This is a genomic window from Vibrio sp. 16 (genome assembly GCF_963681195.1).
Taxonomy (GTDB): domain Bacteria; phylum Pseudomonadota; class Gammaproteobacteria; order Enterobacterales; family Vibrionaceae; genus Vibrio; species Vibrio sinaloensis_D.
Genome location: NZ_OY808998.1, coordinates 996,399 through 1,016,209 on the forward strand (window position 1 = coordinate 996,399; position 19,811 = coordinate 1,016,209).

Annotated in this window: 19 protein-coding genes; 14 read left to right on the forward strand and 5 right to left on the reverse strand. The window is 41.4% G+C overall.

The annotated features are described in order from the left end of the window. The 11 genes from U9J37_RS18785 to U9J37_RS18835 all read left to right on the forward strand — a co-directional run bounded on the left by U9J37_RS18785 (position 1) and on the right by U9J37_RS18835 (position 12,677). On the forward strand, positions 1-918 hold the full coding sequence (locus tag U9J37_RS18785; protein WP_005470161.1) for a glycosyltransferase family 2 protein: 918 nt from the start codon (positions 1-3) through the stop codon (positions 916-918). Beyond that, complete coding sequence (locus U9J37_RS18790; protein WP_005470035.1) at positions 908-2,128, forward strand: polysaccharide biosynthesis protein; 1,221 nt, start codon at positions 908-910, stop codon at positions 2,126-2,128. Before U9J37_RS18785 ends, U9J37_RS18790 begins: the two co-directional genes overlap by 11 nt. Further along, positions 2,118-3,320 (forward strand): O-antigen ligase family protein, encoded by a 1,203-nt coding sequence (locus U9J37_RS18795; protein WP_052297952.1) that lies wholly within the window; start codon positions 2,118-2,120, stop codon positions 3,318-3,320. The genes U9J37_RS18790 and U9J37_RS18795 overlap by 11 nt, the downstream gene beginning before the upstream one ends. Then, positions 3,310-4,464, forward strand: a complete 1,155-nt coding sequence (locus U9J37_RS18800) for a glycosyltransferase family 4 protein (RefSeq protein ID WP_232280796.1) — start codon at positions 3,310-3,312, stop codon at positions 4,462-4,464. The genes U9J37_RS18795 and U9J37_RS18800 overlap by 11 nt, the downstream gene beginning before the upstream one ends. Continuing rightward, on the forward strand, positions 4,457-5,782 hold the full coding sequence (locus tag U9J37_RS18805) for a phenylacetate--CoA ligase family protein (protein WP_005469937.1): 1,326 nt from the start codon (positions 4,457-4,459) through the stop codon (positions 5,780-5,782). Before U9J37_RS18800 ends, U9J37_RS18805 begins: the two co-directional genes overlap by 8 nt. Further along, on the forward strand, positions 5,718-7,268 hold the full coding sequence (locus tag U9J37_RS18810) for a hypothetical protein (protein ID WP_198135477.1): 1,551 nt from the start codon (positions 5,718-5,720) through the stop codon (positions 7,266-7,268). Before U9J37_RS18805 ends, U9J37_RS18810 begins: the two co-directional genes overlap by 65 nt. Before the next feature lie 322 nt (positions 7,269-7,590). Next, a complete protein-coding gene (locus tag U9J37_RS18815; RefSeq protein WP_005469957.1) occupies positions 7,591-8,742 on the forward strand; it encodes a hypothetical protein in 1,152 nt (383 codons plus the stop codon). After that, positions 8,729-9,463 (forward strand): WecB/TagA/CpsF family glycosyltransferase, encoded by a 735-nt coding sequence (locus U9J37_RS18820; protein WP_005470297.1) that lies wholly within the window; start codon positions 8,729-8,731, stop codon positions 9,461-9,463. The genes U9J37_RS18815 and U9J37_RS18820 overlap by 14 nt, the downstream gene beginning before the upstream one ends. A gap of 769 nt (positions 9,464-10,232) precedes the next feature. Further along, positions 10,233-10,712, forward strand: a complete 480-nt coding sequence (locus U9J37_RS18825; RefSeq protein WP_005470081.1) for a hypothetical protein — start codon at positions 10,233-10,235, stop codon at positions 10,710-10,712. A gap of 95 nt (positions 10,713-10,807) precedes the next feature. Then, positions 10,808-12,238, forward strand: coding sequence for an O-antigen ligase family protein (locus U9J37_RS18830; protein WP_005470298.1), 1,431 nt, complete (start codon positions 10,808-10,810; stop codon positions 12,236-12,238). After that, on the forward strand, positions 12,231-12,677 hold the full coding sequence (locus U9J37_RS18835; protein WP_005469918.1) for a low molecular weight protein-tyrosine-phosphatase: 447 nt from the start codon (positions 12,231-12,233) through the stop codon (positions 12,675-12,677). The genes U9J37_RS18830 and U9J37_RS18835 overlap by 8 nt, the downstream gene beginning before the upstream one ends. A gap of 27 nt (positions 12,678-12,704) precedes the next feature. Here the strand turns inward: U9J37_RS18835 and U9J37_RS18840 are convergent, their stop codons facing one another. From U9J37_RS18840 to U9J37_RS18860, 5 genes are all read right to left on the reverse strand, one after another. After that, complete coding sequence (locus U9J37_RS18840) at positions 12,705-13,790, reverse strand: GGDEF domain-containing protein (protein ID WP_005470102.1); 1,086 nt, start codon at positions 13,788-13,790, stop codon at positions 12,705-12,707. Then, the gene (locus U9J37_RS18845; RefSeq protein WP_005470183.1) at positions 13,780-14,256 is read right to left on the reverse strand and encodes a putative pterin-binding protein; all 477 of its coding nucleotides are present in this window, start codon (positions 14,254-14,256) and stop codon (positions 13,780-13,782) included. Before U9J37_RS18845 ends, U9J37_RS18840 begins: the two co-directional genes overlap by 11 nt. Before the next feature lie 191 nt (positions 14,257-14,447). Continuing rightward, complete coding sequence (locus tag U9J37_RS18850) at positions 14,448-15,818, reverse strand: YjiH family protein (protein ID WP_005469926.1); 1,371 nt, start codon at positions 15,816-15,818, stop codon at positions 14,448-14,450. 222 nt (positions 15,819-16,040) lie between these two features. Then, on the reverse strand, positions 16,041-16,721 hold the full coding sequence (locus U9J37_RS18855; RefSeq protein ID WP_005470286.1) for a YoaK family protein: 681 nt from the start codon (positions 16,719-16,721) through the stop codon (positions 16,041-16,043). 102 nt (positions 16,722-16,823) lie between these two features. Further along, positions 16,824-17,231: a GFA family protein gene (locus U9J37_RS18860; protein ID WP_005470008.1), complete on the reverse strand. Its 408-nt coding sequence runs from the start codon at positions 17,229-17,231 to the stop codon at positions 16,824-16,826. A 128-nt stretch (positions 17,232-17,359) separates the two neighbouring features. Here U9J37_RS18860 and U9J37_RS18865 point away from each other — a divergent pair, with 128 nt between their 5' ends. The 3 genes from U9J37_RS18865 to U9J37_RS18875 all read left to right on the forward strand — a co-directional run bounded on the left by U9J37_RS18865 (position 17,360) and on the right by U9J37_RS18875 (position 19,798). Then, on the forward strand, positions 17,360-17,977 hold the full coding sequence (locus tag U9J37_RS18865) for a hypothetical protein (RefSeq protein ID WP_043886586.1): 618 nt from the start codon (positions 17,360-17,362) through the stop codon (positions 17,975-17,977). A gap of 80 nt (positions 17,978-18,057) precedes the next feature. Continuing rightward, positions 18,058-18,357 carry an isoamylase early set domain-containing protein gene (locus tag U9J37_RS18870; RefSeq protein WP_005470189.1) on the forward strand — a complete coding sequence of 100 codons (300 nt, stop codon included), beginning with the start codon at positions 18,058-18,060 and terminating at the stop codon, positions 18,355-18,357. A 133-nt stretch (positions 18,358-18,490) separates the two neighbouring features. Then, on the forward strand, positions 18,491-19,798 hold the full coding sequence (locus U9J37_RS18875) for a peptidoglycan DD-endopeptidase ShyA (protein ID WP_083794636.1): 1,308 nt from the start codon (positions 18,491-18,493) through the stop codon (positions 19,796-19,798). Positions 19,799-19,811 lie beyond the last annotated feature (13 nt).

The following is a 19,811-nucleotide window of genomic DNA, read 5'->3' on the forward strand; positions in this document are numbered from 1 at the left end:
ATGGATAGCGAGAATAAGACGATATTGATATCAATATGTACTTATAAGAGAGCATTGTTACTTGATGAATTACTACAAAGCGTGTTTAAGGCAGAAAAATACTCAAGCTTCAGAGTTTCTATTTTAGTTATTGACAATGATAGTGAAAAAAGTGCTGAAGCGTTATGTCGTGATGGTTACGGTGGTTTTAACTTAACATATGTAAGTGAGCCAAAAAGAAACATATCAGAGGTGCGGAATGTAGGTTTACAGCGTGCAAAAGATATGGGCTTTGATTACATATTGTTTTTAGATGACGATGAATTTGTGTCCGAGAACTATTTCATCCAACTAGAAAATATTGTTAATGACTTACAGCCTGATGTGGTGATTGGTCCGGTTATTACGTTGTATCATCCCGACACGCCGGACTGGGTAATTAAAAGTAAATCATATGAACGAAGCAGAAAGAAAAGCGGAGAAGTAGTAGATACAGGAAATACTGGAAATGCTTTAGTTAAGGTATCCTCCATAATGGACATAGGCCTGTTTAATCCAGTTTTTGGTCGTACTGGTGGTGAAGATTCGGAATTTTTCTATCGTTGTAAATTGCATGGATTGAATATGGTCTGGTGCGATGAAGCGGAGGTTTACGAATACTTAGAATTGCAGAGATGTACTTTGAAGTATTTGCTAACCCGAGCAATAAGAGGTGGACAAACTTATTCAAGAATAAGGGCATCGGACTACAGTTTAGTAGATAAGCTAAAACTCGTGACTACGTCTATTGTTGTCGGACTGCCTTCTCTCGCGTTATCTAGCTTGATCGTATTGTTGACTGCTAAGAAAAAGGGAACATCGCTCATGAAAATCTCGATAGCGAAAGTGGCTCAGATAGGAGGGCTCTTTGGCAAAGTAGTCGAGATGTATGGCAAGTAGAGTTAAACATATTGTATTGAAGTTTGCTGGCGTCATTGATGTTGCTAGTGTAAGTGCTACAAATTTTATCGTTTCACTCTTTATTTTGAGAGAGCTTTCCGATAGTCAGTATGCGATCTACGTCAACTTGTTTTCTGTGCTTATGCTCTTAAGCACGATTCAAAATGCGTTCATCAATACAGCACTATCAGTCCATTGCTCAAAAATAAGCGATAAGTTTGAGAAAGAGAATCACGCGTTTCACTTATGCGTATTGTCTAACTTGGCTCAGGTACTTTGCTTCCTACCGGTTATGCTGTTTGGCTTAAGTTATCCAATTTGGCTAGTGGTATTTGTCTATTTTGCTCACGCCATGTACCTAAATAGGGAGTTATATAGAACGTATAACTTTGTCTTTGGTAACAAGAGCAGAGTTATTCTGTCTTCTATAGTGTTAGTCGTTTCGCTGTCAACGGCACTGTTGATAGGTGTAACGTTTGATATCCAATCATTGGAGTTCATATATGCAGTTCTGGCTATGTCCGGTTTGCTCTCTACTACGATGCTTGTACTTGGCGTATCGCGTAAACAGTTATCGGTTCGTTCTTTAACTAGTGCAAGAACAACAGTTGCTTCTTTTGCAAAGTGGACCTCTCTTGGATCATTTGCTACATGGGCTCAAAACAATAGTTACACATACTTAGCGACGATCATTATCGGACTCGAAGCTACAGCTGCTTTGGCTGCCGCTCGTTTGATTACCATGCCAATTAATGTTGTGGCGTCGGGTATTTACATGGCAGAGAAGCCTAAGTGGGCTAGCCTATATGCTACTGATAAAAAGCGACTAAAAACTGTCAGTAAAAGAGTCACTGAATTTATGTTTGCCTTTGTCGCCATTTTTTCAATGGTCAGCTTTTTTATGATGGATTCGCTGAGCAATCTCTTAGCAACGGATTTAGATGTCGTATTGCTAATGCTTTGGTTTTTATCAGCTGCGATTCAGTGCTTCAAGTTTTCAAATAGCAACATACTAAATGTTTCTGAAGATTTTAAATATTTAGGACTAATGGGCACCAAAGTAGCCATATTGGGTGTGGCGTTTTCTGCTTCTTTAGGTTTCTTATTTGGTGCAAAAGGCATTCTAATCGGGTTCTGCTTAGGGGAGTTTATGCACTTCATAAACACAAGGAAACGTATAAATACGAGTGGGATATTTAGTGGAAATTAAACTAGGTTCTGTATTTATGATTGTTCTGGCGGTGTTTCTTCTAAACTCTGCCGGATTATTCTCCCCGACATTAAGCATGCGAGGTGAAGATTGGGAATTGGCTCGTAGTGTCTCTTCTAACACGATAAATAGATTGGTCATGCTTTCATCCTTTATTTTTGGCATAGGAGTCATATTTAGAACTGAAGTTTATAGATTGCGTTTGGCTATAGTTAAAAGTTGGCCTGTTTGGCTCCTATTTCTATTCGCATTGCTATCTATATTGTGGTCTGACTTACGCAGCGTTTCAGTTGTGAGATTACTCCAGCAATTATTTCTATTTGTATTTTTACTGGCCATTTCCATCACTCTAGATTCAAAGCGGATATATCATGTTTTAATATTTACCGTGTTGGTTTTAGTTGCTGTGGGTTTTTTCTGTTTGGTTATACCTGGAGCATGGCAAGACATAGGCTATCGAAGCATTCATGGACATAAAAATACAGCTGGATATTTGTATGCACTATCTGCAATAATTTTGTTTTACCATGTTCATAGCAATGACTACCGTAATAGGTTTTTCATATTTGCTCTTTTGGTTTCTATCGTTTTACTTGTTTTGACGCGTTCCAAAACTTCGATGATTCTCTCTCTAGTGTCGATACTATCAATAGTGTCGCTAGCTAAGTTTAGTAGCCAGATTTTATATAGAACTGTATTGTTTGTTTGGCTGTTTTCTTGTGTAGCGTTTATCAGTCTATTAGTTGTACCGATTGATACTCTGCACGAGATCGGTCTTAACTTGACCGGAAGGCTTGTCATTTGGGATTTTGCTATTTCTGAGCTTCAGGGACGTGAGTTGTTTGGTGTTGGTTACCGAGCATTTTGGGGGGTAGGAGAAACTGGAATCAGTGTGTTATATGGAAATGAATATGATGGGTTTATTACCCAGCTAAACCAAGCACACAATTCTTATCTTGATATTTGGGTTATGCTAGGTTGGATTGGGGTGCTGGTGTTTTCAATCTTTGTAGTGAATTCTTTTTCAGTCATTTCAAAATTTAACATTCTTTACTTTTCAATTTTGTTGTTTCTAACGATTCATTCATTTCTGGAAACGGACTTTTTCCGAAGTAACAACTATCTCTGGGTTATGTACACACTAATATATTTTTCTTCAATGCGCTTACATGAGGTCGAAAGTGAAAAATAAGCAGATATTATTTGTCTCGAAAGATGCACACTGGCAACGTTATAGAAATGAAGTTTTAGCAGAGCTAACTCGACTTTATGACTGTGAAGTTACAGTCATAACTTGTTTAGATGTAGAAGAATATATCAAGGAAACCTCAGGCCTAAGGTATATAGTTTCCTCAAATTTACTATCTTTTTCTAGTAAACTTAACCTTATTCCTTACGTGTATTTTTACATATTGAAACGTAAGCCGGACGCAGTCCTGGCTCTCCCTAATGTGTCCAATTTTACAGAGTTGACTCTGTCAGTGTTTTGTAAATTGACTAAATCCAATTTAACTTATTGGACGCATGGCTATGATCATTGTAGACGACCAACAGAAGGCATTCGTGGGCAATTAAATAGATTTAGAGTAAAAATAATTGAGACATGTTTGTCTCTCGCTGACAATATCATCGTTTTTTCTCCTAAAGGAAAGGAATACTTAGAAGAAAAGAAAGTTACAAAAAAAGAAATTATTGTTGCTCCCAATACGCTTAATACCAATAAATTGCTAAAGGGTTACCATGATGTTGATTTGAACGATGTTTCAGAGTTCAAGAAAAAACATGGGTTGGAAGATACCACTATATTTCTTTTCAGTGGTAGGCTCCGCGCGGGTAAGCGGTTGGAAAGGTTTATTGAAGCAGCTGGTAGTGCCAAGAATCTGGATAAAATTTCTCTCGTTGTAGTTGGTGATGGAGAGATGAAAGATGAATGGATGTCTATGTGCGAAGATGTTGGTCTTAAAAGTGTGTTTCTCGGAGAAGTATTTGAAGATAAAAGTCTGTCAATAATCTTTAAAAGTTCAGATTGGTTTGTTATGCCCGGCTACGTTGGTTTAGCGATAGTTCATGCTTTTAGTCATGGCTTACCAATCTTGACAGAGAATATTTCATTCCACAGTCCAGAAATATATTATTTGGAAAATGAGAAAAATGGATTTATTTTTGAAGAAGGTGGAGTTAATGAATGGAAGTACTTTATTGAAAACTCTGCTTGTGATCCTTACTTAAAAAATAAAGTGTCTACAAATGCAATTTCAACAGTTAATGCTAAAGCTAGCATTGGAAAACAACTAGCTTCGATGGCAAAAGCTTTAGGAGTGTCGGCTCGTGTATAGCTCAAAGCTCTACTTAATTTCACCAATCATAGCTCAAACTTTATATATCAACGTAAAATCATTAATATATAAATTTATAAGAGAGAACTTTTTATATAGAAAACGCCTCACCGAGCTGATGAGAAATTGTAGTGCATCTCGGAAAGAGATACTAGAGATTCAGGCGCGATCAACTGAGTCTATATTACGAGAAGCAAGCTTGGGGACACAAGCCTATAGAGACGGCGGGACAGATATTAATCACTATAAAGTGACGACCAAGGATGATGTGGCAAATGGCCTAGAAAAGTATGTCAACAACAGGAAAAAGTTGAGCTTTAGTTTCAAGTCATCGACTGGAGGTACAACGGGTAAGCCTCTCAGTTTGCTGTCTAACCTAACCGCCATCATTGAAGATCACGCCCAATCGCACCGTCAGTTAGTCTGGGCAGGATTTGAACCAGGCGACAGACGTGTTTGGTTAAGAGCGGATATGATAGTTCCTCTCTCTCAAAAAACGGCGCCTTATGGAAGAATTAATCTGGTGGACAACATGCTAATGTTGTCTGCTTATCATATTAATAGCGAAACGGTCAGCGACTATGTTTCTGAGTTGAACGTTTATAACCCTAAGATTATTCAAGCTTACCCTTCGGCGATATACTTATTGGCGAAACTGATCGATGAGTCAGGCGCAGATTTAAAAATTTCACTTAAAAGTATCGTGTTGTCATCTGAGTCATATTCTATTGAACAAAAAGCGCTAATAGAGCGAGTGTTTCGTTGCCCCGTATTTAGTTGGTATGGCCTGAGTGAGAGGGTTTCAACAGTAGGTACATGCCGTGAGGGAAAGCTCCATTTAATCGAAGACTACGGGTTGCACGAATTTGATGAAAATGGAGTATTAATTGCTACTGGCTTTCATAACTCAAAGATGCCCTTGATTAGGTACAACACTGGAGACCGATTCTCCGGCGTCGAGAATGAATTTACCTTATGTGGGTGCGGTTTACCGTTTCGTCGAGTTGATAGAATCGAGGGACGTGTAGGTGAGTACCTCATCTCAGACACGGGTGACCGTGTTAGTATTTTTAATCATATTCCTAAGGGTGTTATTGGACTTATTGAACTGCAATTGGTTCAGAGAAAGCATAAGAAAATCGATGCAATTGTGGTAATTAGCGATGCCTTTAATTCCAATTCTATAAGCAAATTGATTAGTAATGTTCAGCGTTACTTAGGGCCTCAGACCGAAGTAAACGTTGTACTAACTGATGAAATTGCTCGAACTCGCTCCGGTAAATTCAGACAAGCAATCTGCTACATTGAGGAAAATTAAAGTGTTTAGTCGACAGATATATATATATAAAGAACAAGCAAATCAAAAGCGGTTAGCGAATTTTTCTCACGTATGTTTTGGTGAGTTGGATATATACTATCACGATTTAAATGACGTGCATTTTTATGAAGAAGCTAATTTTAAGTGTATTGTTATAGGGAAGATATTTCATCCTGATCAACTTTCTTTTGATTTCTCGGCACTGTTAAATAGTGGTGCTATTAATTCTTTCTGTGATGCCAACAAAGCCCTAGAGCACTGTGTGGGAAGGTTTTATTTTATTTATTCTGGTGTCGATGGTGACTTTCTAAGGGCCGATCCTACATCGCTTGCTCAGATTAACTTTCATTGTAGTGAAAAAATCATAGCTACGGATCTTAATCTAGTAAAAGAAATATCTGGCGAGCTATCATTAAATCAACAAGCTCACGATTTTTACTTGCATACATTTCCTTCGAAAGGTAACGGGAATGCTTGGGTGGGTAATGAATCCATCTATACCGATGTAAATAAGATTTTACCTAATTTTGCTCTAGATTTAGTTGAATTTAAGGAAGTGCGTTATTGGCCGTGGGAGCCTTATTGTGAAAACGAGTTTAGCAAATCTGTAGCGCTATTGGCTAAGGAGTTAAAAAAGACACTTAATGTACTTTCCCATGAATCTCCTTTGTCTATTGCCGTAACAGGTGGTAATGATAGTAGAGTTATGCTTGCGGCCTCTAAAGATATTAGAGATAAATGTTATTACTTTATCGACAAGTTACCATCGATGTCTTTAGATCATACTGACATTTCTATTGGGCGCCAGTTGTGTGATATTTTTGGTGTGAAATATAATATTCACGATAGCCTATTAGATGTGAATGAGATACCTGTTGATTTCAAGAATGAATACCTCAATAGTGTATTCTTCGCAATGGAAAAGCGTTTGCCTGAAGTTTATTACTATAGCTGTGATCTTTCTCACTATATAAATATTTGTGGTGTTGGTGAATTTGGTCGCTCTGTATATGGAACACCTGCGTCAAGTAAGAGTACTGGGTTTCTCTGCAATAAATATCTCTGTGGCAATTCAAACTATGGTATTCTTCAGACCAAGAAATGGCGAGATGATTTTGTTAATTCTGAACTAACTCGTAAATACCCTATGAATACCTTATATTACATTGAGCAAAAGTTGGGTAATTGGGGAGCTGTCGGAAATGCTGAGTCTGATATTGCATTTGAAGAAGTTAATCCATTTGCTAGTCACTTCAATATATCATTAATGATTAAATTGAATAAAAAGTACACTACATATAATAACTGTGAGTTGTATGCTTCTTTGATAGATGAATTGGCACCAGAGCTAAATTCTCTACCTATAAATCCAGCGAAGGATGTTAAATCAAAGTTTGTTAAGAAAATCAAATCCAGTATTTTTATTGCTTTGATTGATGAAATGAGAGCGATATATTCAGTTAGTCTCTCCAAAAAAGGCCACTAATTTAGTTGTGGTGTGTGATTTCTATTTGTCACTGCATCTGCGTTTTTTGTAACCAACTTTGATATGTTTTGAGAATCAATTTTTCTGTATATCCATCAGTCAACATTGGTAGATGGTCGATGAGCACCGGAATTGGCATTACAATCAGGTGCCAATTACATGAGTATATGAGCTAGTTTACATTGGAGTGTGTTGTTCCGAGATCTTGTTATCTATAGTCACACTCGTAAATGTGTTAAATACTTGAAGTTAGTAAAGGAAGTCAGTTAGGAGACAATTTGTGAATATTAGTACAGTCCATTCTGCTATTTATCAGAGCTCTATGCTCAACGACTATTCTGGCTATGACCCCTTCGATGGCTTAAATAGCAAACTGTTCGATGTCTTCCAGTTTTTAAAAGACACAACGTTTGGTCTTGCTTGGATACAATTGTTCAAACGGTCTCATATTAATTTCAGGCCTGTACTCGGTGTCCCTCAAAAGCGCAATCCGAAAGGAATTGGTTTGTTTATTTTGGGAATGATTGAAGACTATCAACGTACAGGCGAAGCGTCTTTCCTCCTTGATGCGGTAGATTTGGGCAATTGGTTGTTAACTCAACAATGTGATAAATCCGAGTGGCAACATGCTTGTTGGGGCTATCATTTTGATTGGAAGGCGCGCGCATTCTACGTACCTAAAGGTAAGCCAAACGTCATCACCACGATTTATGTCGCGCAAGCGCTCTACAAGCTATCTAAAGAGATTCAGTCGTCTCAGCCTGAGCAGGCTAAACGGTTTCGAGATGAAGCGTTAGATGCCGCAAATTTTATCGTTAATACGCTTTATACCGAAGCAGATGATCGAGCATTTTTTGCTTATATCCCTGGAGAAACCACTTTTGTTCACAATGCTAGTCTTTGGGCTGCGGCGTGGGTAGCTGTAGTTTCACAGGAAACCTGCAACCAAGAGTATCGTGACCTTGCTATTCGTGTAGCAAAGCAGTCTGTATCCGAGCAGTCCGAAGATGGCTCATGGGTATATGGCTCAAGGCATCACCATCAGTTTATCGATGGTTTTCATACTGGGTACAATCTTGAGGCCCTACATATTATTCGTCAGGCTCTGTCTACCGATGAGTTTGATCAATCAATCGATAAGGGCTTAAAGTATTATCGTGAAAACCTCATTGATAGTGATGGCACCGCTAAGTATTACAACAACAACCCTTATCCTCTTGATCCCCACTCGGTTTCGCAAGCAATAATTACTCTTCTGAAGTTAGGTGACGGTGCTAGTGATTTGAATTTGGTGAAAAAAGTTATTGAACGTGCTTTTGATACACTCTATTTGCCAGATGAGGCTCAGTTCGTGTACCAAAAAAGCAAATCACATACCAATAAAATCAACTATATGCGCTGGACACAGGCATGGATGTATTACGCACTTTCCTATTATTTGAATGCAACAAGTGAAGAACATGGAACGAATTAATTTTTTAGATAGCCCAATGGATTCTGCGACTATGCAAGATACCGTAGCGCAAATTGAAGGTAGAGTGAGGCAAAACCTGTTTACCCAGCATGTCGTCGTCAATGTTGCCAAATTAGTCAACATGCGCAGTGACGATACTCTTGCTTGTAGTATTAAAGAGTGTGACATCATCAATATTGACGGAATGGGTGTTGTCTGGGGAGCAAGGTTTTTAGGGCACAAAATACCTGAGCGTGTGGCCGGGGTCGACTTGTTTCACAATCTTAACGCTATGGCTGAGTCTCAGCAGTTTCCGGTTTTTTATTTGGGCGCCAAACAAGAAGTTGTTGAAGAAACGGCAAGGCGTATGAAAGAAACACACCCAAACCTAAAAATAGTCGGGGTACACCATGGCTATTTCTGGGATGATGAGGAGGCTGTCGTTAATAAAATTCGAGAGTCTGGCGCTAAGCTATTATTCGTTGCGATTACTTCACCCAAGAAAGAAAACTTTATCAATAAGTGGCAAGATAAACTTGGTGTTAACTTTGTGATGGGAGTCGGTGGAACATTTGATGTGGTTGCCGGCAAAGTTAATCGTGCACCGACGTGGATGCAAAATGCGGGGCTTGAGTGGCTTTATAGGGTAATCCAAGAGCCGCGTAGAATGTGGAAACGATACTTAGTGACCAACTCAAAATTTGCTTGGCTACTTATCAAAGAAAAATTGTCTAAAAGATGATGCGTAAGCTTTACTCTTTATTATTTATTTTGCTTTCGTTTGTTTTGCTTACATCGAGTGTTAGGTACTTATTTAATGCACTCAATGTGGGCGCGGCAGAAAAAAGAGTGAATACCCTTCAAGGTAGCTCAGCTGAGAGCCTGGGACACGTAGAGCTAACTTTGAAGCTACCAGAATCAAACGTGCTTATTACTACTGCCCATTCTCTAAACGCTTTTGCTCACTTATTGCGATGGCAAGGTTACGCAAATAATGATTTAGAGAGCACCTCGTTGGCTAATGAACTGTTCGTTTCAAGTTCGTATCTTCGTCCCACTTGGTCGAACACGCATGTAGAGCTGGCCAAAATTGCTATGTCATACGGCGACGAACTAGAATCTGAGTCGCGAATGCAGAAGTCGAACGAATTTGGTCCTCATTTATATACAACGTTATCGTTAAATGTTGACTATGTATATTCCAACTGGTTGTTAGTAGAAGATGCACAGCGAATCGAGGCTACGACTCAACTGCTCACGCTTGCGAAAAGCTGGAGATATCGGACTGAGTTGAACAAGATGATATTTTATTCACCTGGCAAGCAGAGAATTTGTAACATGTTGGCGTTTAACAAGTTAAAGTTTGATGCTTGCCTTTAAAACAGAGCGTTTATTTTTGCTACATTCCAATTAATGAGAACAAATGTAGTGTGTAAACCAAGTATTATATGTCAGTTGGTGCCAAATAATCGGTTTGGTCTTACAGAGTTAAGATAACCCAAGGAAGACTCATGAAAACTCCTATTACTATTTTCAGCTTAACTGCCTTGCTATGGTCATCAGGTGTATTAGCTGAAACAGCTCAACCATTGAAGACAATTGAAGCTCAACTAGGCGAGACGCCAAGCAGCGAAGTTATGCAGTCTGTTTATCAAGAAAACCCAGATTTTGTGCTCAATATTTTAGCGTTGTTGCTAAATAGCGAAAATGTGGATCCTCAAGTCGCGATTGAAGCCGCTTTTGCTGTGGCTCCAGAGCGTGCAGAAGAAATTGCTCAGTTTGCTCGTGACGCTGGTATTAGTAACGAGATAATTACTACTGCGGCGCTTCTATCTGGTATTGACCCGACTCAGATCGCAGAGGCAACAGCAGCAGGTATTGAGACCGCTGCTACGAATGCAGCTGAGACTATCACAACTATTGCTCCTCCTTCAGCACCTGCTGTTGGTAGTAATGGAGGCGGTGGTGAGGGCGTAGTCTCTCCTAACTAGTATTCCATAAAGCCCGGCGCCCGCTGGGCTTTAATTTTTGTCTCACTATTCTTCTACTGCTTTCCACCATTAGTACGTTTCCGGACCCCTTTTAAATGAATAAACTTGAGAAGTTTACTTTTTATTCTCTTATCGCATTGATTGTTTGGCTACCTATCCCCTTAGGCAGTAATCGCGATTGGGCATGGGCTATTGCTGAAATGTGGCTCGCACTACAATCCTTACTATTAATAGTCTCCTACAAAGGAAATTTGCCATTTGAGCATGTCAAACACTACGGGCTTCTAGTGTTTGGCTTAGTCGCTTTTCAATTCTGGGTCTTCCTTCAAACTGTTCCTTTAGATTGGTCAATTCTTAGTTTAGTTTCGCCCAAAAGTTCTGAGATATACCAATTGGTTGAGGCTCCAACAGGCTTCATTTCGTTAGATTCGAGAATGTCACTCGTCTCTTTGTTTAAAGGCCTTACCTATACATTGTTGGTGTTTAATGCCATTTTTTTGGTTAACTCGAGTCGAAGGTTAAAAGCAATTGTTGTTGCTATAGTGATTAGCGGAACCGTACAAGCGTTTTATGCTGCAATGATGGTTTTGCTTGACGTGGTTGAAAGCCCAGTCTTTGGTTATCGCCAAAATGGAATCGCCACAGGCTCGTTTGTATATAAGAATCATCTAGCAAACTATTTGATGATGTCTCTCTGCCTAGGATTAGGGCTGATCATCTCACAGCTTCATACTACTGAATCCGGTTCAAAGTTTGTCTTTGTTAAGCGTCTTATTGAAGGCTTACTTAGCGATAAAATGCTGCTTCGTTTGTGCCTTGTTATAATGGTTATTGCTTTGGTGATGACACGCTCTCGAATGGGAAATACTGCCTTTTTTGCTGCCACGACAATTGGCGGAATGATTGCTTTGCTGTTCTATAAACATAAACCCAAAGCTCTTGTTGCTTTGGTAGGGAGCGTGATTGCTATCGATACAATCGTCGTTGGTGCTTTGTTTGGTTTAGAGAAAGTGAAGCAACGATTGGTAGAAACTTCACTCGATGCTGAGTCTCGAGATCAGGTCGTCATATGGTCACTGGATATTATCCGAGACTTTCCGTTTACCGGAACAGGCATGGCTAGCTTTTATACGATATTTCCAATGTACTCTAGAGCAGATATTGGCTTTTACGATCATGCCCATAATGATTATGTTCAATTTATGGTAGAAGCGGGGATTCCCGCCACTTTGCTTTTGGGTTCAATTGTGCTGTATTCGTTGTGGCGAACTTTCAATACCATCCGAAACAGGCATAGTAAAACGATGAAGGGGGTGGCCCTCGGTTGTATGATGGCAATTATCGGTATGTTGATTCATATAAGTGTTGATTTCAACTTGCAGCCAATGGCAAATGCAGCGACTTTTATTCTCGTTCTTTTCCTCGCCAATGCTACGGCAGTGTTACCCGCGGTTGGCAGTTTGCCTGTGAAAGTGACAGAATCTTCCAAACACACGAAGAAAGTAAAGGTGTCTCCTGATGTTTAAACGAGTGCTTGTTGTCTGTTCGGGGAATATCTGCCGTTCTCCTTTAGCTCAGGTATTGCTCAGTCGCTTATTACCCAACATAGCCATTGATTCAGCTGGCGTGCTTGTGGATCACCATGATTTGTCCGCTCACCCTGCCGTTAACAACTCTCGAATAGTCGCGAAAGAGAACGGATTGGACCTCTCAAATCATAAGGCAAAACAGCTGACAAGTGAGCTTATTGACGACTGCGACCTGATATTGGTGATGACACATGAGCATTTGGAACAGGTAGCCCAAATAGGTCGTGGCGCTCGAGCTAAGGCTTTGCTGTTGGGCCAATGGATTGGTGTCGGCGAGATAGAAGATCCCATCGGTAAGGACATAGACGCATTCAGAAAAAGTTACGAGCTGTTGGAAAAGGCATGTCTAAGTTGGTCTAAACGGTTGAGTAAATAAGCGTTGGTTTGACTAATCATATCGATCTTACAATGCTTGCTTTTCCTCAAATTTCATCCGATACATCTCGCTGTCTGCGATAGAGATCAATTGGTTGATTTGTATCGCGTCTTGTGGATAGGTTGCGATGCCTATACTTGTTGTTAACAACGCATCATTATCGTGGTCAATGGATATTTTCTGCCCAAAACAGCTGTGTATCCGAGCAAGCACAACATCACTCTTCGTACCACTGAAGTCGAGTAAAGCGAACTCATCCCCTCCAATTCGATAGCAAGGTAATCTGAGCTGTCGTAAACGTCCCGCTACTTCCCTTAATACTTTATCTCCCGCTTGATGACCGTGTTTATCGTTGACTTGTTTGAAGCCATTGAGGTCTAACAGATAAATGGTAAAGCGTTTTTGCTCTAATAAATGTTTGTTGAGGTCATTAAACAGCGCGAGCCTATTTCTTATTTTTGTTAACGAATCTGTAAGAGAAAGCGCGCGATGATGCTTAGCCTCTAAATGGATAATGTAACCTGCAAGAGTGGCGGAGATAATCAGCAATATCAGGAGTGCGACTTGAGCATGGTGCAGCATTTCCGCTTGCTTCATTTGTTCTTGATAAAGTGGACTTTGAATCCGGAAGTTTGTGTTGATGTATTGGATCATCGACATGTACAAATTTGAAATACGTTGACCAACCTTGTCTGCGTAGTATGGGTGATCAATCAATTCTAGCTCTGGCTCAAGCTGTTTAAAGTTAGTAAATAGCGTTTCAAAGAAACTTTTTGCTCCTGGTAGGCGAATAAAGCTATCGGCTTCTTTACTGTTGAGGAGTAAATCGAAGCGACTCCAAGTCAGCTCATATTTCAATAAGGTCTGGTTTTGATACTCTGGGCTTTGTGGTGAAAATGGCGTGATTGCACTCAGTTCAGAAAACTCTTTGGTGAGCTGAAACAAAAACCAGGTTGCTTGATTTTGCCTTGCAGAGTACGAATCTGCCAAATGCCGAGTTGCGGTGAGTAGATAGAGATTGGCAACAATCAAAACAACGGATAGTACGAGCAACAAAAACTTGGCTCGAGAAAGTAGGGGAGATATGTGCGTGCTGCTCGGGTTATTGATCATGAGTTCGTCTATGTATCATGATTTCATCGATTTGCCACACCATCTGCGAATGGAAAGAGGCGTTATCAATTTCTGGATGGCGAGATAGGTTGAAGATCAGCCAGTAAGGGCCTTTATTCCTTACTTTCATTTTCTTGCCGTTCATCTCATAGGCAATGATGGGTTCATATTGCAGAATATCTTCAACTCGAGATGAGGCAGCATAGTCATTCAGGGCGATAAACGACAAAGAAAACACATCGGTGATGCGTAGGTAGTCCAACAGCGAAGTGATCTTGAAGCCCGTAAACGACCTACTACCTTCGAACCACGGGAGTTTAGTCTGGAACGTAACCGGCTCAAAATTAGATTCAATTTGCTGATGAGTAAGAGTGACGGGGCTTTTCTCTGGAACGCGAATAACAAGTTGAGAGCCCATAACTTGAAAGCTAGCAATGAGAAAAAATAAGCCAAACAGCTTCGCCATAGTCCCTCCGGGTGAGATTATCCTTAATTAACCGTTATATCATTAAGTATAAGTCGAGTTAATAGTGGTCGCTTCGCTTTTTCTAGTTTGTAGTACAAATCCAATGTTACCTAGACAGAATGAAAACTGTTTTGATTTTGCTACAAAGAGCCCCTCATAAAGAGGGGCTAATCGAAGGTGATTCGCTCATGTTAGAAAATGAGATGGGCGACGCCCGCGATAACTGGGAGAGTAATCAGCGTGCGGAGAATAAAGATCGCAAACAGTTCGAAAATGTTCACTGGGATCTTACTGCCCAGAAGCAGTGCACCCACTTCAGACATGTAAATTAACTGGGTAACAGACATTGCCGCAATTACGAAGCGTGTCATCTCGTTGTCGATAGAGGCTGCCAAAATAGCAGGGATAAACATATCCGCAAAACCGACTACAATCGTTTCAGACGCAGCTGCGGCTTCCGGGATTTGTAACAGCTCTAAGAACGGAACAAATGGTTGGCCTAAGAAAGCGAATACGGATGTGTATTCGGCAATGACAAGTGCAATAGTACCCAAACCCATCACGACTGGAAGCACGCCAAACACCATGTCAACGGCATTACGCACACCCTCGCCGAAAACACTTTTCACGGATGTTACTTGGCTAGATTTTTTCAGCGCGAGTTCCATGCCCCAAGAAAATGTCGAGTGACCTTCAGGAATCGCATCTGCTTCAGCGTTGGGTTTAGTACCATCAATAAATGTATCTTTCTTGCGGCTCAGTGGCGGCAGCCTTGGGATAATTACAGCTGCAACAAAACCCGCCAAACAAATAGCGCCGTAAAACGGTAAGAATAGGTGTTCCAGTTCTACCTGCGCGATCACAACCAAGCTAAATGTAATTGATACGGCAGAGAAAGTCGTACCCACAACAGCGGCTTCACGTTGTGTGTAAAACTTGCCTTCATATTGCTTACTGGTAAGTAGGATACCCACTGAACCATCGCCCAACCAAGAAGCCATACAGTCAATTGCGCTACGTCCTGGCAAGTTGAAAAGTGGTCGCATTACCTTGCTGAGGAGCGTGCCAAACAGCTCCAGTAGACCGAAGTTGAGTAACAGAGGAAGCAATAGGCCAGCGAAAATAAAGACTGAAAATAACGTTGGAAGGAGACCCTCTAACACCAAGCCACCAGTGTTTTCTTCCCAAATGGCTTTAGGACCAAACTGGAAGTAAGTCATTGCAACTGCTAGGCCACCAATCACTCGAACCGCTAGCCAAAGTGGAGATGGGTTAAACAAGCCGTTTAAAAATGTGTTGTTAGCGATGAATGATGGATTTTTGATGCGGCATAGCAAGGATGCCGTTGCCATGAAGACGATGATGCTTGTGATCATCCCAACAAGGTAGTCTCCAAATAGGGCTTGAATGCTCTTTGCCAATACTGCGACCGGGATAGTGATATCCCCTTGGTAGCTAATAGGCGCCATGAACAGGAACAAGCCAATGATTGAAGGGATGAAAAACATCCAAAAGTTGCCTTTAGGTTTAGGCTGATTAATGGTTTGAGTATTATCTGACATTACATTTCTCGAGTTACTACTAGTCAATAGTATAGCCAGTCAATCTGGCATATATATTCACTAAACATCCATATTCGGTCAATTAGGCGCAAGGTTAGCGCCTTTTTATTTTCCTTGCAATACTATTCATTAATCATCGTTAAATATTCAACTTATAGTTTTGCTATGGAGCATGATAATGGATTTTTGTAATGTTATTGTTAATAAATTTGGTTTTTGATGTTATTTGTGACTTCGATCTTCTTGTGTGCGTTTTAACCACAAGTAACCCCAGTAGCTAAATGCGAGAAGTAGCGCGAAAGCGATCGGGGCCAGTAGCGCCGATATCGCGTATACGGAAAAGAGTTTGGCCCCTACTATTCCCCCGGACAGGAAGCCCGAAAAGATAAACAAAAACAGCTTAGCTTTGCGATAGTCAAAATACTCGCCACGTAAACGTGCGCCGATCATAATGCCGAGGTCGGTAATGATTCCTGTCATGTGTGTGGTACGGACCACAGCACCACTGAAGGTGGTAATCATTGCATTTTGTAATCCACAGGCGGCAGAGGCAAAGTATTGGCCGCTAATGTGACCTTCTTTTAGCATCCAGTAGGCGATGAGTAGAAGCGCGCTTTCTATGCAGAGTGCGACGCCATAGCGACGTCCGAGTTTGAGTGCGGTCGACTCTATGAAAAGTCCGCTAAGCGTCGCGCCAAGTAGAAAGCTAAACAGGACCATAAACAGGTGAAACGTTTGGCTGTCAAACGCCTCGATACTGGTACCGAGTAGTGTTACCGTTCCAGAAATATGGGAGACGGCTTGGTGTTGGAATCCGAGCAATCCTATTGCATTGACAGCACCAGCGAGTAGTGCAAGTAGAAATGCTCCATATTCTACCCATTTTGGTAACTTAGATATCACAGTTCTGCCTCTTGAAACTAGGCGCTGATTATAGATCTACGCGGCAGCCAGCAACAGCAGTATCCATTGATCTTGCACAACATATCGGTTTAAAACCAAACGCTATTGGACGTGTTCCATCTGGCAATCAAATCTTACCCACTGATGTTGTCGTTCCTCATAAACTGAAAAGCTGGGTAAAGGTAAATCCTGCTGATGAAAAACACCGACAGGCACTATCCAATCATCTGGACAAGAGGACAGTGCGAGCAACATGGTGGTACTGCACTTCGGACAGAAGTGGTAGTGAACCTGATTGCCCGAATCGGCGATACGCACATAGCTCGCCATTTCTCCACTGTATTTCAGTTGTCCCTTCTTAAAGCGAGCTTGAACACCGAATACGCTACCTGTTCGCTTTTGGCATTCGAAGCAGTGACAAATGGATGTTCTTTCTGGGTCGCCATTACAGGTGAGAAAAACTTGTCCACAGCTGCATTCTGCGGTTCGAATCACTTTGTCGCTCTTCATGAGTTCTCCAATCCCCGCCAGTTTCTACTACTCATGTCACTATTTTTAGGTTAGTTAGTGAGAATCAGTCAAATGTGAAGGGCGCGTAATGTAACATGACTCACCTTTAAGAGCTGAAAGAGAACAAAATGAAAAAGCGACGTCTCCCCATTCCACTTATCTTATTGATACCTATCGTTATGCTTATCATTGTGGCAGTTGCGGGCATCTATCGCTTTAGTTTGAGCGATGAAGAGATTTTGGCTAAGTTTCCAAGCCAGCAGCAAGCGGCGGATCCGATCCTTAAAGCCATTTTTGACTTGTCTACGCCAAATCCATGGACGGTTGAGGTGCCAAATACCCATGCGTTTAGTTTTATCAACCAGTACGATGAGGCCAGTCAAGTTGCTTCGGGAAATTACGATGCAGGGGCGGAGCGTGGCTCAGTTTCAATCAACATCCAATGGTTAACTCAACTTTCTGCAACCGATTATGTGTCTGCTTTGACGGTTTCGAATCAGGGGAGCGGGGTGTTCACGTATGCCGCGTACTTCTACTACGATAGAGCGCTAAAGCGTATGGTCCTAAAAGATAGTGAACTGTTGGGGGATCGAGTGGTGCTCCAATCCATCACACTGGAGCAAGAAAACATACGTTTTGAGTACTTATCTCACGGTGCCGAACAGTCGATGGCCCAAGTGCCAACAGCATCAAACCATCGAGTTTTTGCCTTATCAAATAAAGGTAAATTTCAGCCAGCGGATTAAATCAAGTTGTAAATATGACCAAGGTTGCTTATTGTTTGAAATAGCCTTTATTTTATTGTTTGTTGTTAAGGGAGTGAAAGATGATCAATAAGCGCTATTTTAAAACCAAGGATGAAGTGGAAGTGACCTTTGAGTTGCCCGCTTCAGAGGTAGGCAAGACGGCATCGATTGTTGCCGATTTTCTCGGCTGGCAACCTGCTGAAATGAAAAAAGTCGTCAAGTCGAAGTCATACAAATTTAAGACTCGGCTACCAAAGGGCAGCGAGTTTGAATTTCGCTATCTCGTTGATAACGAGAAATGGGTGAACGACCCCCATGCTGATCAATATAAGCCCAATGGATTTGGTGAGGATAACGGCTTAATTACCACTTATCAGTAGCCTAAACAGTGAAACAACGTAAAGAGGTGCTTTCGAGCACCTCTTATTGATCTAACTTTGACATTCGATGGGTGACAAGGCACGGATAAATTCGTACTCTTAGCGCTTTCATAGAGTAGCAAAGGGTACAGTTGTGAGTGCGAAAATAATTAATACTCGCCTAAGTGAGCTTTCGAAAAGAAAGAAGTGGTCACTTCTCAGTCTGCCAATTTTGGCTATTGTCGTTGCATCTTCATTCAATGACAGTAACTCACTCACTCGTACAATTGATCTTTCCATTCCAGAGTCGCAAATTGTTTCCGATATTCTTCAAACCGAGCAAGAGATTGTTGACCTTCCTGACTATGAATACACCGTTCAGCCAGGCGACAACTTAAGCACAATTTTTGACCAACTCGGTTTTGGCTACAGCCAGTTGATGAATGTGATGGCGACCGACTTGAACTATCTCGCGTTAGATACTTTAAAGCCTGGCAACGTGTTGCGTTTTTGGAAAGGGGAGCATGATTCCATCCTCGAGAAAATGGAACTAGAGTTTAGCCTAGTGGAGAGCGCCGTTTATACACGCCTTGACGACGGCAGTTACAGTTTTGAAGATGTCAAAATTCCAGGACAGTGGGGCTCATTTGCCCTAGTTGGTGACATTAAAGGCAGTTTCTCCCAGTCTGCCTACGCGCTGGGGTTGAGTAGCAATGAGATCAATCAGGTGGTAAGCCTGCTAAAAGAGAAAATTAATTTCTCAAGAGATCTGCGTGCGGGTGACAAGTTTGAAGTGGTTCAATCAAAACAGTTTGTTGATGGTGTCTTTACTGGCAATCGTGAGCTTCAAGCGGTGAAGATTGTGAATCGAGGCAGAGAGCTGACGGCTTATCTCCACACTGATGGACAGTATTACGACAAAAACGGAGAAAGTTTGCAGCGCGCCTTTCAACGTAAGCCTGTCAATGGCCGATACCGTTTGAGCTCGCATTTCAATCCGCATCGTAAACATCCGGTTACTGGGCGCGTCTCGCCGCACAATGGTACCGACTGGGCTACGCCAACCGGAACACCAATTGTGTCTACGGGGGATGGGGTGGTCATCATGACTCGTAAGCACCCCTACGCGGGTAATTATGTTGTGATTCAACATGGCAGCCGATACAAAACACGTTATCTGCATTTGAGTAAAATTCTTGTTCGCAAAGGGCAGAAAGTGTCTCGAGGTCAACGCATTGGCCTGTCAGGCGCCACAGGACGAGTGACAGGGCCGCATATACACTATGAATTGCTCGATCGCGGGCGAGCAGTTAACGCGATGAAGGCAAACATTCCGATGGCGAGCTCTGTACCTAAGAAAGAAATGGCGGCCTTTAATCAGCGTCGTGATGAGCTAAATGCCATGCTCAAAGAGCAAGAAAGATCGCTTGCCAACGTAAGCGATTCTAACCAAGCGGGTTAATTGAGAGACAGAA

Excerpts from the sequence above, each read along its gene's own strand:
- U9J37_RS18850 (WP_005469926.1), bottom strand. The coding sequence starts at position 15,818 with ATGTCAGATAATACTCAAACCATTAATCAGCCTAAACCTAAAGGCAAC.
- U9J37_RS18820 (WP_005470297.1), top strand. The coding sequence starts at position 8,729 with ATGGAACGAATTAATTTTTTAGATAGCCCAATGGATTCTGCGACTATG.
- U9J37_RS18810 (WP_198135477.1), top strand. The coding sequence starts at position 5,718 with ATGAAATTGCTCGAACTCGCTCCGGTAAATTCAGACAAGCAATCTGCT.
- U9J37_RS18865 (WP_043886586.1), top strand. The coding sequence starts at position 17,360 with ATGAAAAAGCGACGTCTCCCCATTCCACTTATCTTATTGATACCTATC.
- U9J37_RS18830 (WP_005470298.1), top strand. The coding sequence starts at position 10,808 with ATGAATAAACTTGAGAAGTTTACTTTTTATTCTCTTATCGCATTGATT.
- U9J37_RS18785 (WP_005470161.1), top strand. The coding sequence starts at position 1 with ATGGATAGCGAGAATAAGACGATATTGATATCAATATGTACTTATAAG.
- U9J37_RS18860 (WP_005470008.1), bottom strand. The coding sequence starts at position 17,231 with ATGAAGAGCGACAAAGTGATTCGAACCGCAGAATGCAGCTGTGGACAA.
- U9J37_RS18790 (WP_005470035.1), top strand. The coding sequence starts at position 908 with ATGGCAAGTAGAGTTAAACATATTGTATTGAAGTTTGCTGGCGTCATT.
- U9J37_RS18840 (WP_005470102.1), bottom strand. The coding sequence starts at position 13,790 with ATGATCAATAACCCGAGCAGCACGCACATATCTCCCCTACTTTCTCGA.
- U9J37_RS18835 (WP_005469918.1), top strand. The coding sequence starts at position 12,231 with ATGTTTAAACGAGTGCTTGTTGTCTGTTCGGGGAATATCTGCCGTTCT.
- U9J37_RS18845 (WP_005470183.1), bottom strand. The coding sequence starts at position 14,256 with ATGGCGAAGCTGTTTGGCTTATTTTTTCTCATTGCTAGCTTTCAAGTT.
- U9J37_RS18825 (WP_005470081.1), top strand. The coding sequence starts at position 10,233 with ATGAAAACTCCTATTACTATTTTCAGCTTAACTGCCTTGCTATGGTCA.
- U9J37_RS18870 (WP_005470189.1), top strand. The coding sequence starts at position 18,058 with ATGATCAATAAGCGCTATTTTAAAACCAAGGATGAAGTGGAAGTGACC.
- U9J37_RS18815 (WP_005469957.1), top strand. The coding sequence starts at position 7,591 with ATGCTCAACGACTATTCTGGCTATGACCCCTTCGATGGCTTAAATAGC.